Genomic DNA, 14,548 nt, shown 5'->3' on the forward strand with positions numbered 1-14,548 from the left:
ACCAAATGTTATATATAATATTCAAGCTGATTATAAACGTCCTCATAGTAGGACTCTTTTTATATTCCAAACTGCTGCCCTATGAAGAACGTTTAACCGGTCAGTTCAAGCAGACGTTTGGATTCTTCAAAAGTATTTTCAAACCTGTACTGAGCTTGTTCAGTGGTATCAAGCCTTTCCAGGTAGGCACAGGATTATCTGTTGATATGACACAGATCATCCTGCTGATCATATTACTGGTACTTAATTGGTTCTACTAATGAGAAGACTACCCATTTATTTCCTCATTGACGTATCTGAGTCTATGGTAGGAGAACAAATTCAGTTTGTGGAGGAAGGATTGGCCACGATCATTAAGGAGTTGAAGTCTGACCCCTATGCACTGGAAACTGCCTGGATATCTATCATCGTATTTGCCGGCCAGGCAAAGACAATAGTACCACTGCAGGAAGTGATCAGCTTCTATCCTCCTAAATTCCCTATCGGCGCAGGTACCTCTCTGGGCAATGGTTTGGGCCACCTGATGTATGAGCTGCGCAAAAATATCCAGCAAACAACGGCTACACAGAAAGGTGACTGGAAACCTATCGTATTCCTGTTCACTGATGGCACACCGACTGATGATGCCAGTCCGGCTATCCGTGAATGGAAACAGAACTGGCAGGGTAAATCCAACCTGATCGCTATCTCCTTCGGAGACGAAAATAACCTGAGTGTACTGAAAGAACTGACAGAAACCGTATTGCTGTTCAAGAATGCTACACCTCAGTCTTATAAAGAATTCTTCAGATGGGTGACCGCTTCGATTAAATCCAGCAGTGTAAGTGTCAGCAATAATGGCGCTGGTATCGAACTGGCTAAGCTGAGCGATGGTGTGATCGAAAAAGTGGATATAGATAAACTGCCTCCGGGAAAGCCAGGCTTCGTAGATACTAATTACGCCATCTTTGCGGCCAAATGCCAGAATACGCATAAGCCTTATCTGATCAAGTATAAAAAGGGCTTGCGTCCGGTAACCATCAGTGGACTGGATATGCAATCCATGGGTTACCGCCTCAACGGTGCATTTCCGGTAGATAATGTGTATTTTGAATTATCCGCAGAAGGCGGCGTGGTGAACAGTAAAGTGAGTACGGATGAACTGGAAGGTTTTCCGACTTGCCCATGCTGCGGTAATCAGTATGGCTTCAGTGTTTGTTCCTGTGGTAAAGTACACTGCGTAGGACAGGAAGAAGTAAGTACCTGCTCGTGGTGTGGAAAACAGGGTAAATACGGATTCGGTGATGGTCACATGGATATAAACAGAACACAGGGATAATGGCAGCAATGTATGAGACAGGTACTGTACACTCATTCCTGGAGTTACTGTTGAAGCATAAATGCGGAGCGATTAAAGAAAGTCAACAGGCACTGCTCGATCAGTTTAAACAGGATGCGACCATCCTGGAAGCAGTGCAGGTGATCTTAAAATCTCAAAATGATATAGTGGAATCCTGGAAAGAAAGATCAATGATTGATGATATTCTGCAAAAGCAAATTGTATTGCCAAACGGCAGGGTAAATAAGGCATACAGTTTCATATTTGACCCTGCAGCACCAGGGTTACAGGAAATGGGTGATTTTGAATGGAGTATCCCCGCAGAACTGGGGTTGTCATTCGATGAAACGGCCAATACCATTTCCGGTACACCCCAGCAGCAGGGTGAATTTATTCTTACCCTGCTGTTCCGGTTGAAACATCATCCGGCAGATAAACCATTTACTGAGAAGAAAGTGTTTCTCGTTGTGAATCCTGATCCAAAATCATTATGGCAGAATCTGCCTTCCGATAAGCAGGATAGATACTGGCAGCCTGATCATGCCTTTGTGAATGTACCCTTCGGTAACCGTCAGCTGGTGATTGCCTCTAAAAGAGGCCGTAGCCATGCGCATGAAGGTAAATTCAGAGACGATAGCTTTGGATGCGATTTTAACGCTGAAAAAGGCTGGGGAATCATAGCAGTGGCTGATGGTGCCGGATCGGCGAAATATAGTCGTAAAGGGTCTGATATTGCTTGTAAAGCGGCAGTAGCCAGCTTCCGGGAACTGCTGACGGGTGATAGGATGGCCGTACTCGAAGAAACCATTGCGGCTTACCTGGGCGATCCCAATGAGGAGAACCAGAAAAAAGTTAGCGTGCAGTTCATCGAGCAACTGGGTAAAATCGCCTTCACCGCACAGGGAAAGATCAAACAGGAAGCCCAGGACAATGGCGCCGACATAAAGGATTATGCCACGACGCTTATTTTCGCGTTGGTGAAACAATATCCAGCTGGTTATGTGATCAGTTCCTTCTGGGTAGGGGATGGTGGTATCGGCATTTACCAGGATGCAACAGGTGAAGCTTTTGTGATGGGTGTACCTGATAGTGGTGAATTTGCAGGGCAGACACGTTTCCTCACCATGTCCGACATCTTTGCAAACGGGGCGTATGTAAACCGCATCCGTTTCAAAGTGGTTGCTGACTTTACCGCCCTGATACTGATGACGGATGGTATCACTGACCCGAAATTCCAGACTGACGGCAATTTGCAGAAGAATGAAGTGTGGCGCCAGTTATGGCAGGACCTGAACGGTGCGAATGAGGACAGTGCGGATGTAAAGTTCGCCGCTGCGCCTGCTGAGGTCAGTGAACGGCTTCTCAGCTGGCTGGACTTCTGGTCTCCGGGCAATCACGACGATCGAACCATTGCTATTTTATACTGATAAGGGATTACATGAGCAACATTATTACAGTAACAGCGCAGGACGGGAGGACTTATCAATATGTTGATAACGGCGACCCGATGCAGGGGGGAATGAAGGATGTATACTTTTCTCCGGATAAGTCATATGTAGTAGCCTTCTTCCGCGACAAACAAGACTTCAATTCCAAAGAACGTCTGAATAATATTGTGAACACCTTCCGGGAGCGGATCTTCAACCAGCCCGGTGGTGAATACTGGAAAGACCTCTTCTGCTGGCCCAATAACATAGTGGAACGTGATGGTAAGACCGGTATCATTGTACCGGTGTACCAGCAGAAGTTCTTCTTCACCACAGGATATAACGCCGGTGCTGCCCACATGGTTTCCATCGCTGGCAAGGAGAAGGAAGGCCGCTGGTTTGCCTCTCCGCAGTTCAGAAGCCGTCAGTTCAAATTACACCTCGACCCGGCAGAGTTGGGTGACTGGTTTAAATTCTTTCTTATTAATATTAAGATCGCACGCGCTGTGAGGCGTATGCATGCGGCCGGGCTGGCTCACTCCGATCTTTCCTATAAGAACGTATTGATAGACCCCCGCACCGGTAGTGCAACGATCATCGATATTGACGGTCTGGTGGTACCAGGAAAGTTCCCGCCTGACGTGATCGGTACGCCCGATTTTATTGCGCCGGAGGTAATGGCGACCAAGCATCTCCCGAAAGAGGATCCCGCCCGTAAACTACCTAGTATTGCGACGGACAGGCATGCGCTGGCTGTTATGATCTACATGTACCTGCTGTATCGTCATCCGCTGCGTGGAGGTAAGATCCATGACACGGATGCACAGAAGGACGAAGAGCTTTCCATGGGAGCCAAAGCGTTGTTCATTGAGCATCCGACCGATGCTTCCAACCGACCACGTCTTGACCAGGTAAAGCCTACGCATCTGCCGTGGGCAGATGTGAACAAAGTGCCGTATACTATTTGTGGGCCTTATCTGAAAGAGTTGTTTGATAAGGCATTCATCGACGGACTGCATAACCCGTCTCTCAGGCCTACAGCGGACGAGTGGGAGCAGGCGCTGATCAAGACGGTCGACCTGCTGCAGCCCTGTCAGAACAAGAGCTGCGACCAGAAATGGTTCGTGTTTGATAATACCAACAGCCCGGTTTGCCCGCATTGTCATACGCCTTACCGCGGACAGTTACCTGTACTCAATTTGTATTGGTCGAGAAAACCGGGTAGCTTTACGCCGGAAAATCACCGGTTAATGGTTTATCATAACCAGTATTTGTATCCCTGGCATGTAAATAGAAACATTTATCCGAACGAAAGACTAACAGATCAGCAGAAAAAACCGGTGGGATATTTTGTATTTCATAATAATAAGTGGCAACTTGTCAATCAAACGCTTACGTCATTAAAAGATGTTACCGAAGGGAAAGATATCCCGGTGAATTCGATGGTGGAGCTGACGGACAATAAACAACTATTGCTATCACAGGAAGAAGGGGGACGGCTGGTAGTGGTCCAACTCGTAAACAACTAGTCTATCAACAAAAAACAAGCAAATAACAAACAACTATGCAAATCGCTGAAATGTTCCAGCAGATCTTAAACAACCCGATACCTTCGTTGCTGATCGTTGGAAACCTGATTATTATTGAGAGCCTCTTGTCGGTGGATAATGCGGCTGTACTGGCTACAATGGTAATGGACCTGCCAAAAGAACAACGTGACAGAGCGCTCAAATATGGTATTATCGGAGCTTACGTGTTCCGTGGTATCTGTCTGCTGTTTGCCGCCCTCCTCATTAAGGTATGGTGGTTAAAACCAATAGGCGGTCTCTATCTCCTTTACCTCACATTTGATTACTTCAAAAAGAAAGCTGCGAAATCCAAGGCTGATAAACAGGGTGTTGTAGAGGACGAAGCAGAGGAAATAGATAAAAGCAAAAACTGGTTATATAAATCCACTATTGGCTGGATGGGTCAGTTCTGGGCTACAGTAGCACTGGTAGAGATCATGGACCTGGCATTCTCTATCGATAACGTATTCGCAGCGGTGGCGTTCAGTGATAATATCGTACTGATCTGGACCGGTGTGTTCATTGGTATCCTGGCAATGCGTTTCGTAGCGCAGGGCTTCGTAAAACTGATGGAGAAATATCCTTTCCTGGAAACTGCCGCATTCCTGGTGATCGGCGTACTGGGTATCAAACTGATGCTGGCTATTTACGAGCATTTCTATCCGGAAACAGCTGCGTCTAAATTCCTGGAAAGCCATGAAGCGGACTGGGCTACGTCTATCATCACAGTAGCCATCTTCCTGGTTCCTATCATTACCAGCGCATTATTCAACTTCCCTAAGAAACACAAGGTAGAAGAAGCAAAGGCTGAATAGTATTCTGACAGATACACCCAACAGTAACTGATACAGCAAAAAGCCGTTCGCCAGTATTGGCGGACGGCTTTTTGCTTTCTGCCAGATACCGGTAATAACTTAGCTGCCAGGCGACCTGTTCATGCTGATCTGATATAAAATTCAGGACGATATTAAAGACAAAAGCGTACCAGCTGTTGCTGATACGCCTTATCGTGCTATTATAACAGGTGCTCAACCGTTACTAATTCCCAATTCCCAATTCCTAATTCGTAATTTCCTATATTTTTGCGTCATGATAAAACGAATATTCGGGTTATGCATCTTAGTACCTCAGCTGTTACACGCTCAATTGCCGGAAAAGAACTATCCTCAGGGATATTTCCGCAATCCCCTGAACGTGCCTATTCAGCTGGCTGGTAATTACGGAGAGCTTCGTCCCAACCACTTTCACGCGGGTATCGATATCAAAACCCAGCAACAGGAGAACCTGCCTGTTCATGCAGCGGCAGATGGCTATGTCAGCAGGATCGGGGTGTCTCATACAGGTTATGGGAATATCGTGTATATCACTCACCCAAACGGGTACACCACCACTTATGGTCACCTGAACCGGTTTTTTCCTGCATTGGAACAATATGTGAAGCAACAGCAATATAGCGCAGAGAGCTGGGCGACAGACCTGAAGATCCCTGCGGACAAGTTCCCTGTCAAGAAGGGGGACTTTATTGCCTGGAGCGGTAATACCGGCGGTTCCGCTGGTCCGCATGTGCATTTTGAGATCAGGGACACCCATACGGAAAAGCCATTAAATCCTTTACTGTTTGGCTTTGACATCCCTGATACCAAAGACCCGGAAGTGTCCAGGATCGCTATTTATGACATGGACCGGAGCATATATGATCAGACACCAATGATATTACCAGTCAAGAAGGTCAACGGAGAATACGTTACCACTACGCCGGTGATAAAGGTGAAGGCCGCGGTGGCTGGTATTGGATTGAATGCGGTGGACCGTATGAGTAATGCGCCGAACAGTTATGGTATTTATGAAGTGGTAATGTTTGATAGGGACGTACCTAACAGTGGCTTCCAGATAGATAATATCGGCTTTGACGAATCCAGATACATCAACGCACACACTGACTACAAATTGAAGAAAGGCGGTGGCCCATGGATGCAGCTGCTGTTTTCGGTGCCTGGTAATAAACTGGGTATCTACAAAGATGTGCAGGGTGATGGAACGATCGACCTGTCTGATGGTACGCCTCATCCGGTGAGATTACTGGTGAAGGATGCCTATGGTAACTCATCTACCGTGAAGTTCTCTTTGCAGCAGAGTGGCGATGCGATAGAGCCAACCAAATGCGCCAATACGATGTTTGCGGAGTCCAGGAATATCTTCGAAAACAATCAGGTAGAGTTTTCACTGGATGAAGAAGCACTCTATGACAGGATCTGCTTTAATTACTCGGAGATCCCGGCAGGAGAGAAGTCCAAATCTGTGTCATCTATTTTCAGACTGCATAATGCGTTGGTGCCCGTGCACAACTATTTCACATTGCGTATAAAGCCTGACAGGCCTATCCCCGCAACCGTGCAGAATAAGGTAGTCATGATACGTGAAGGGCTGGGCGAAACCATTGTTGGTGCGACGCTGGATAAAGGCTGGTATACCGGTCAGTTCAGAGAACTGGGTAATTTCCATCTGGAGATCGATACCATTGCCCCTAAAATAGCTGTATTGGGGGCTGTGAAGAATGGCGCTAACCTGTCAAAGGCCGCGAGACTGTCCTTTGCGATCAGCGACAATTCAGGTATCAAAGGGTATAAAGCCGAACTAGATGGTAAATGGCTGATGTTCTCCCGGAAGAGCAACATTATCACCTATACATTTGACGAGCATTGCAAGGCAGGTAAACATAGTCTGCGCGTAGTAGTGACAGACCTGGCCGGCAATACGAAAGAACAGACGATTACATTTACAAGATAGAACGTAAGTACTAATGACACATTTGAAGGAAGGGGACAAGGCGCCCATTTTCAAGGGCATAGACCAGGACGGAAAGCAGGTGTCGCTGAAAGACCTGAAAGGTAAAAAAGTGATCCTTTATTTTTATCCGAAAGACATGACGCCGGGTTGTACGGCACAGGCCTGTAACCTGAGAGACAATTATCAGGCGTTATTAAGTAAAGGATTTGCAGTAGTGGGCGTGAGTACAGATGATGAGAAACGGCATCAGAAATTTACAGAGAAGTATGACCTGCCTTTTCCATTACTGGCTGATGTAGATAGAACAATACATACACAGTATGGCGTATGGGGAGAGAAGAAGTTCATGGGGCGTATTTTCGATGGCACACACCGCACTACTTTTCTGATCAACGACAAGGGCGTGATAGACAAGATCATTGTCAAGCCTGACACAAAGAATCATACAGCGGAGATCCTGGAGCTTTGGAAATAGATCACTGGTTAGATGATCAGTTAAAAGGATCCCGGACAATACCCAATAAAAAAGCCCTCCTGATAAAGGAGGGCTTTTTGTTATGCACTGTTTCCAGTACTATCTTTTCTGGCGTTGTTTTTTGAACAGCTGACCAGTTTTGAACTTGTTACCTTCTGGGCTACCCACACGGTCCATTGCACAACGGAAACCTACAGTGTTAGTTGCCATATCTTCCTGCATGTAGCGACGAGCGCCAGGAGACAGCCAGTAAGCACGGTCGTTCCAGCTACCACCTTTTACAACGTGAGATTTATCGTTGATCAGGGAAGTTACACCGTAACCGTATTCTACGTTAGAGAGAGAGTCACCATCGAGGTAGTTGATAACATCACCTTTCTGGTAGTTCAGACGGTTAGCACTTTCTTCATCGGTTACGTCACGCATTTTCAGGTGACCCAGGCTGTCCTTTTCAGGTTCGCCTTCGCCGTTCATATAAGTAGTCTGGAATTTGTTACCACGGAAGTAGTTGAAGTCATCACCATCGATCGGGTTGAGTGGACGATAAACATCCAGTACCCACTCACTTACGTTACCTGACATATTATAGATACCGAAAGTGTTCGGGAAGAATGCGATTACCGGACCAGGGATAGATGCACGGTCATTCAGACCACCAGCCATACCCATGTTGTCACCAGAACCACGTTTGAAGTTCGCCAGGAACTGACCTTGCCATGCACCACGGCGGATATCTCTCAGACCGCTGTTGTTGGTACCCCAGGAATATACCTGTTTGTTCATGATCAACTCCTCACCACGTTTACCTTCTTTTTTGGAAGGGCCAGGGTTCTGACCGATGTAACCGAGTGCTGCGTATTCCCATTCAGCTTCTGTCGGGAGGCGGTAGTTTGGTAACATTACACCATCTTCAAACTGAGCGGTACGAGGAGAACCATCAGAGTTTCTGAACTGCTCTTTGGTAGTTTTTGACATCTTACCAGGGATACCTTCATAGAGACCGGCCATGTAAGACTTGGTATCGAAGGTGTTATCGTCAGACTGGTTTTTCATATCAGCCTTACCGAGCAGCCCTTTATCTATCAGTAATTTTTCATTTACACGGTTTGAACGCCATTTACAGTAGTCTACTGCCTGTTTCCAGTTCACACCTACTACCGGATAATCGTTATAGGCAGGGTGACGGAAGTAGTATTCTACCAGTGGCTCGTTATAAGCCAATTCGCTACGCCATACCAGGGTATCTGGTAAAGCTTTGCGGTATACGTCAGGGAAAGATTCATCATACATACGACGTAACCAGAACAGGTACTCACGATAGTGTACGTTGGCTACTTCAGTTTCATCGATGTAGAAGGAAGATACAGTAATACGTCTTGGGATGTTATTCCAGTCAGCCATTACGTCCTGTTCAGTCGCTCCCATGGCGAAAGTACCGCCCTGCACGAAAACAAGACCCGGACCAGTTTGCTGGTCTTTATTTTTGGCCACACTGAAACCACCCATCTTAGGATCATTGTAATTCCAGCCAGTAGCTGTAGATTTCTCCTTTTTCTTGCCAGTAGAACATGCTGACATTGCGAGGATTATACTGGCGCCTAAGAGCATTGAGACAGAGGTTAATCTATGCATGCGATTCAGCTTTTTTATTTGATGTTTATGGTAAACGCAAATGTAGCACAAATTATTTTATAGTAAAAATAATTAATCTGTAAGCGTTCACCGTTTTATAGGTTTTACTTTATTGAAAATCAGTTCGTTGTAAATAAGCTGGCGAACGGGACTACGTATTAAGTTAATCTTAACTGTAATCTGTTGCTTTGGCTTACTGGTGGCTGTTTGGTCGTAGCTGGCGTTGGTTTATGGTTCATAGATACATGGTTACTACATACATACGCTTTAATACTCCCTTTTTTCGATCCCCCGGCTTTCGTAAATATACGAATTTCCTGTTCCGGTTATCTCCTCGCAGTCTTTATCTTTTCTTTCGCATGCTACCGGCAGCAACGGCCGCTAATTAAACGCTGCGGGGAGCCTACTTATTATACACAGTAAATACTTATGTCATAAAATGTCCCGCCGCCTTATCTTTACATATTATAAAAGGCTGAAATACAAGGTGACTGCTTTTTACCGGACATTTCGTGACAACGCGTATCATGCCTGATTTCGGCTCATAAATATACTTTATTATCACTATGTTTGTGCAAATAGCTACTATGAAGCTGACGCTCTTCTGCTGTTTATTATTCGCCTGTTGCCTGCCGGTAGCAGGAGCTAATGGGAGAGGAGGGCCTTACGCCGCACATTCTGTGCTTTCCAAAGGAAGCTGGTTTAAGCTCGCCGTAACCCGGGAAGGCATATACAAAATAGATAAATCCCTGCTTGCCGGAATGGGAGTAGCGGGGAATCTAAGTGAAGTCAGATTATACGGTACAGGTGGACGAATGCTACCTGAAAGTAATGCCATTACCAGACACGACGATTTACCAGAGGTGGCCCTGATGGAAGAAAGCGATTATCTGCTCTTCTATGCCCCCGGGCCTCATAGCTGGCAATATCAGGGTGGTAACTATACCCATACCGCCAACTTATATGCTGATACTGCCTGGTATTTTCTGACCACGGCCTCCGGAACGGGCAAGAGGGTACAACAGGACCCTTCAACACCAGCCGCTGCGCTGATTGTCAATAGTTTTGACTATCGTACCTTTTATGAGAATGATAGTATAAACTTCCTCAACAGCGGGAAGCAATGGTGGGGAACCGTCTTTAGCAGTGTACAACTTTCGCGTACGGTGGACTTTAGACTGCCACTATTGCCTTATTCGCTGAAAATAGGGACAAGGGTAGCAGCCCGCAGTAACGGCACCAGTCGGTTTTCTGTACAGGCTGGCAACAATATGATCGGTTCTCTCGGTTTATCGCCCGTGAGTGGAAATATCTTTGAAAGTTTTGCTTCGGTGGCTTCCGGTTATTATACCGTAACACCACCCCTTAGTACCGCTGTATCAGTGACCCTGAGCTTTACACCTGGTGGAAGTGGTGCACAAGGTTGGCTGGACTACCTGACATTGCAGGCCCGGTGTCCTTTGCAGTTGCCCGCACAGGAGCCACTGTTCTTCCGCGATATGGCATCGGTGATGCCCGGACAGACTGCACAATTTCGCCTGGAGCAGGCGGGTAGTCAGACAGTTGTGCTGGACGTAACGGATCCGTTAGTGCCAGTAAGGGTCAGCACACAACTGAGTGGTGCAACGCTTACTTTTTCAAGGAACTGCGGTACATTACATGAGTATGCCGCCTTTAACGCCCAGGGATATCTGCAGCCAGTTCCTGCGGGGATGGTACCTAACCAGGACTTGCACGTCATTAATGGGGTGGATATGTTAATCATTACGACACCAGGGCTAGCGGCAGCAGCGAATAAGCTGGCCAGCTGGCATAGTACGCACGATAAACTAAAGGCGCAGGTGGTCACGGTAAATGAGATCTATAATGAATTCGGTTCCGGTACGCCTGATCCGGTAGCGATCCGGGATTTTGTCAAGATGTGTTATGACCGTGGAGGGCTACAATACCTGCAGCTGTTTGGAGATGCTTCGTTTGATTATAAGAACAGAATAACTGGTAATACCAATATGGTACCTACCTGGCAAAGCACGATCTCAAACGATCCCGTATATGCCTATCCTTCAGACGACTTTTTTGGTTTCCTGGATGATACGGATGATATCAATGATAACGGAAAGACCAATCTGCTGGATGTAGCCATAGGCAGATTGCCTGTACAACGGGCTTCAGATGCGGAGGTGGTCGTGAACAAGATCATTGGTTATAATACACCGGCTAATTACGGTCGCTGGCAACAGCACATCACGATCGTAGCCGATGATGGTGATAATAATCTTCACCTGCAGGATGCTGAAAGTATGAGTGATATCGTACGTGCGCAATGGCCTGCAGGGAACGTCAAAAAGATATACCTGGATGCCTATCCGAAAATAGCTGATCCGGGAGGTAGCAGGTACCCTGCAGTCAATACTGCGATCGCAGAAGATATGTTCGACGGTACACTGATATGGAACTATACGGGCCATGGCAGTTACTCTCGCCTTGCTGAAGAGGTGATCATGGAAGAAAGTTCTTTGGCTGGCTGGAAAAATATTGGCAAACTGCCGTTGTTTATCACTGCAACGTGCGATTTTGCACCTTTTGATAACCCTGCCTATGTCTCCCTGGGAGAAAAGCTGCTGCTGAAGGAACAGGGGGGTGGTATTGCGTTAATGACCACTACCAGGGCGGTATTCTCTGCCTCTAACAAGGTAATGAATGCTAACTATCTACAGGCATTGCTGACGCCTGGCAATGATGGCCGGATGCCGACGCTTGGACAGGCTGCGATGCGGGCAAAGAACCTGACATATGCTACCTATGTCGATATTCCTAATAACCGCAAGTTCCAGTTGCTGGGCGATCCTGCGCTGATACTCGCATTCCCGCGATATCATGTGGTAACGGATTCCATCAACGGGAAAGCGGTGAATGATGTACCCGATACACTGAAGGCCACGGGTACCTATACGGTGAAAGGCCATCTGGAAGATGAACAGGGTATCAGGCAGGATAACTACAAAGGCACCATGTACACCACTGTATACGATAAACCTGTTTTACAGTATACGCTGGGTAATGATGCCGGCAGTACGAAGGCGGCTTATCATCAACAGCAGAATATTTTGTATCGCGGTCAGCAAACCATTCAGAATGGACAGTTCTCCTGCACGTTTGTCATACCGGCAGATATCGACTATCAGGCAGGTGCAGGTGCATTGAGCTTTTATGCTGCCAATTCAACCGTAGCCGCAGGTGGTGTGTTTTCAGGGATACAGGTAGGCGGAACGGCTGATAATGTTGAACAAGATGAGTCAGGGCCTGTTATTAAAGCATATCTGGACAACGCATTTTTCCGCAGTGGAGGTATAACGGGTGAAAATCCGGTACTGTTGTTGCATCTGAAAGATGACCAGGGTATCAATACGTCCGGTTATGGCATCGGTCATGATCTTATTGCTACACTGGATAATGATGAAACGCAGTATTATATACTGAATAATTTCTTCGAAGCCACAATGGACAGCTATCAGGAGGGAAGTGTGCGATTTCCGCTATACGGGCTTGCTGAGGGTCTGCATAATATGACGATCAAGGCATGGGATACGCATAATAATTCAGGTACGGCTGCCTTACAGTTCCGGGTGATAAAGTCATCCGGGGTGACGTTAGGAAAGGCAGGTTGTTATCCTAATCCGTTCCATGACCAGACGGTGTTCACTTTCGAGCATAATCAGCAGGGACAGACGCTGGATATTACGGTGAAGATATACACCACAACAGGCCAACAAATAAAAACTATACGTCATACAATAAATAATGGTGGTAGTCGTTATGTAGGAGCACCCTGGAATGGCACTACCGATTCCGGAGCCCGGGTGTCGCCTGGAATGTATTTATACAGTATTTTGGTAACAGCTAATGGTAAAACATCGATTTTAGGCGGAAAAGTGGCAGTATTATAACCTATGCATCAAAAAATGCAACACTAGAATTCGCACGTCCCTTACCAGGCCCCTGTTATTGAACATATTGATTTTCGAACTATTTTTACAACTCGTTCTAAACACTATTGCATGTATAATTGCATGATCAGAAAGGTAACTGTAAACCTTGTCCTTATTTGTTGCATCCTATTTTCTCTGTCAGCCAGTGCTCAAATTAATACTGATGATCTGGATGGTAGAACAAACACTATTAACACGGCGGTTCCTTTTCTGCGTATATCTCCAGACGCGAGAGCCGGCGCCATGGGCGATGCAGGTGTTGCTACCTCTCCGGATGCCAATTCCATGTTCTGGAACCTTTCCAAGGTGTCGTTTGCTAAATCCCGCTCTAATGTTTCCATCACCTATACTCCATGGTTAAAGGAACTGGTCAATGATGTCTTCCTGGCCACACTGGCTGGTTACTATCAGCTGGATGAGTTTCAGACGGTATCTGCGTCATTACGTTACTTCTCTTTAGGTACGATTAACTTCACTGATATTACAGGTATGCCTACATATGACTATCGTCCGCGTGAATATGCTTTCGATGCAGGCTACTCCCGTAAGTTATCCGATAACTTCTCCTTAGCTCTTGCAGGTCGCTATATTTACTCTAACCTGGCTAGTGGTGATATCAATGGCCGTGTGATAAAGCCGGGTACTGCATTTGCAACAGACCTGTCCCTGTTCTACACGAAGGATTTTGAAAAATCAGACAATGTTGTCAATACCTGGAACGTAGGTATGGCCATCACCAATATCGGTACCAAGATCTCTTATACAGAGTCTGCGACCAATAAAGACTTCCTGCCTACTAACCTGGGACTGGGTACTGCATATACCTTCGGTCTGGACGAGACCAATAAACTGATGCTTACCCTCGATCTGAATAAGCTCATGGTACCTACTCCGGATAGTGCAGGACTGTATCGTCAGAAATCTACAGTAGCTGGTATGTTCTCCTCTTTTGGTGATGCTCCGGGCGGTTTCAGCGAAGAACTGCAGGAATTTACCGTATCAATGGGAGGGGAGTATGCGTTCCGTGACCAGTTCTTTGTACGTGCAGGCTATTTCTACGAGAATAAGAACAAGGGTAACCGTAAGTTCGTGACCGCAGGTCTGGGTGTGAAATACAACATGTTCGGTCTGAACTTCTCTTACCTGGTGCCCTCCGGCAATGGTATTCAGCGTAACCCGCTGTCTAACACGCTCCGTTTCTCCCTGATCTTCGATCTGGACCATAAAGAAGAAGACAACAGCAATCAGTGGTAATCGCTGGAATTGAAATAGTTAATGTTTTTTTAAAATATAAGAATCCTCCGGAAATCGCCGGAGGATTTTTAATTTGCGATAAATTTAACCTTTAAAGG

At 46.4% G+C, this 14,548-nt stretch carries 10 protein-coding genes; 9 read left to right on the forward strand and 1 reads right to left on the reverse strand.

Annotation, left to right across the window (positions count from 1 at the left end; translation table 11 throughout):
- The first annotated feature begins 5 nt into the window (after window positions 1-5).
- From GWR21_RS21450 to bcp, 7 genes are all read left to right on the forward strand, one after another.
- Entirely contained in the window at window positions 6-260 is a 255-nt protein-coding gene (locus tag GWR21_RS21450; protein WP_162333727.1) for a hypothetical protein, read from the forward strand.
- Window positions 260-1,318, forward strand: a complete 1,059-nt coding sequence (locus GWR21_RS21455; protein WP_162333728.1) for a TerY-C metal binding domain-containing protein — start codon at window positions 260-262, stop codon at window positions 1,316-1,318. Before GWR21_RS21450 ends, GWR21_RS21455 begins: the two co-directional genes overlap by 1 nt.
- A complete protein-coding gene (locus GWR21_RS21460; protein ID WP_162333729.1) occupies window positions 1,318-2,745 on the forward strand; it encodes a PP2C family serine/threonine-protein phosphatase in 1,428 nt (475 codons plus the stop codon). Before GWR21_RS21455 ends, GWR21_RS21460 begins: the two co-directional genes overlap by 1 nt.
- 11 nt (window positions 2,746-2,756) lie before the next feature.
- Window positions 2,757-4,274, forward strand: a complete 1,518-nt coding sequence (locus GWR21_RS21465; protein ID WP_162333730.1) for a helix-hairpin-helix domain-containing protein — start codon at window positions 2,757-2,759, stop codon at window positions 4,272-4,274.
- A 35-nt stretch (window positions 4,275-4,309) separates the two neighbouring features.
- On the forward strand, window positions 4,310-5,128 hold the full coding sequence (locus tag GWR21_RS21470; protein WP_162333731.1) for a TerC family protein: 819 nt from the start codon (window positions 4,310-4,312) through the stop codon (window positions 5,126-5,128).
- 274 nt (window positions 5,129-5,402) lie between these two features.
- Window positions 5,403-7,100, forward strand: coding sequence for a peptidoglycan DD-metalloendopeptidase family protein (locus GWR21_RS21475; protein WP_162333732.1), 1,698 nt, complete (start codon window positions 5,403-5,405; stop codon window positions 7,098-7,100).
- Between the two features lie 13 nt (window positions 7,101-7,113).
- A complete protein-coding gene (gene bcp, locus GWR21_RS21480) occupies window positions 7,114-7,575 on the forward strand; it encodes a thioredoxin-dependent thiol peroxidase (RefSeq protein ID WP_162333733.1) in 462 nt (153 codons plus the stop codon).
- Window positions 7,576-7,674: 99 nt separating this feature from the next.
- Here bcp and GWR21_RS21485 read toward each other — a convergent pair whose 3' ends face one another.
- The gene (locus tag GWR21_RS21485; protein ID WP_238429934.1) at window positions 7,675-9,153 is read right to left on the reverse strand and encodes an SUMF1/EgtB/PvdO family nonheme iron enzyme; all 1,479 of its coding nucleotides are present in this window, start codon (window positions 9,151-9,153) and stop codon (window positions 7,675-7,677) included.
- Window positions 9,154-9,794: 641 nt separating this feature from the next.
- On the opposite strand from GWR21_RS21485, the gene porU reads away from it, so the two are divergent.
- Both porU and porV read left to right on the forward strand, forming a co-directional pair.
- Window positions 9,795-13,154 carry a type IX secretion system sortase PorU gene (porU, locus tag GWR21_RS21490; protein ID WP_162333735.1) on the forward strand — a complete coding sequence of 1,120 codons (3,360 nt, stop codon included), beginning with the start codon at window positions 9,795-9,797 and terminating at the stop codon, window positions 13,152-13,154.
- A gap of 111 nt (window positions 13,155-13,265) precedes the next feature.
- A complete protein-coding gene (porV, locus tag GWR21_RS21495; RefSeq protein WP_162333736.1) occupies window positions 13,266-14,450 on the forward strand; it encodes a type IX secretion system outer membrane channel protein PorV in 1,185 nt (394 codons plus the stop codon).
- Window positions 14,451-14,548 lie beyond the last annotated feature (98 nt).

The organism is Chitinophaga agri (assembly GCF_010093065.1).
Lineage (GTDB): Bacteria > Bacteroidota > Bacteroidia > Chitinophagales > Chitinophagaceae > Chitinophaga > Chitinophaga agri.

What these genes read in the sequence shown, in the direction of transcription:
- GWR21_RS21465 (WP_162333730.1), top strand. Translation starts at nt 2,757, where the DNA reads ATGAGCAACATTATTACAGTAACAGCGCAGGACGGGAGGACTTATCAA.
- GWR21_RS21470 (WP_162333731.1), top strand. Translation starts at nt 4,310, where the DNA reads ATGCAAATCGCTGAAATGTTCCAGCAGATCTTAAACAACCCGATACCT.
- GWR21_RS21460 (WP_162333729.1), top strand. Translation starts at nt 1,318, where the DNA reads ATGGCAGCAATGTATGAGACAGGTACTGTACACTCATTCCTGGAGTTA.
- bcp (WP_162333733.1), top strand. Translation starts at nt 7,114, where the DNA reads ATGACACATTTGAAGGAAGGGGACAAGGCGCCCATTTTCAAGGGCATA.
- GWR21_RS21455 (WP_162333728.1), top strand. Translation starts at nt 260, where the DNA reads ATGAGAAGACTACCCATTTATTTCCTCATTGACGTATCTGAGTCTATG.
- GWR21_RS21475 (WP_162333732.1), top strand. Translation starts at nt 5,403, where the DNA reads ATGATAAAACGAATATTCGGGTTATGCATCTTAGTACCTCAGCTGTTA.
- GWR21_RS21450 (WP_162333727.1), top strand. Translation starts at nt 6, where the DNA reads ATGTTATATATAATATTCAAGCTGATTATAAACGTCCTCATAGTAGGA.
- porU (WP_162333735.1), top strand. Translation starts at nt 9,795, where the DNA reads ATGAAGCTGACGCTCTTCTGCTGTTTATTATTCGCCTGTTGCCTGCCG.
- GWR21_RS21485 (WP_238429934.1), bottom strand. Translation starts at nt 9,153, where the DNA reads ATGTCAGCATGTTCTACTGGCAAGAAAAAGGAGAAATCTACAGCTACT.
- porV (WP_162333736.1), top strand. Translation starts at nt 13,266, where the DNA reads ATGTATAATTGCATGATCAGAAAGGTAACTGTAAACCTTGTCCTTATT.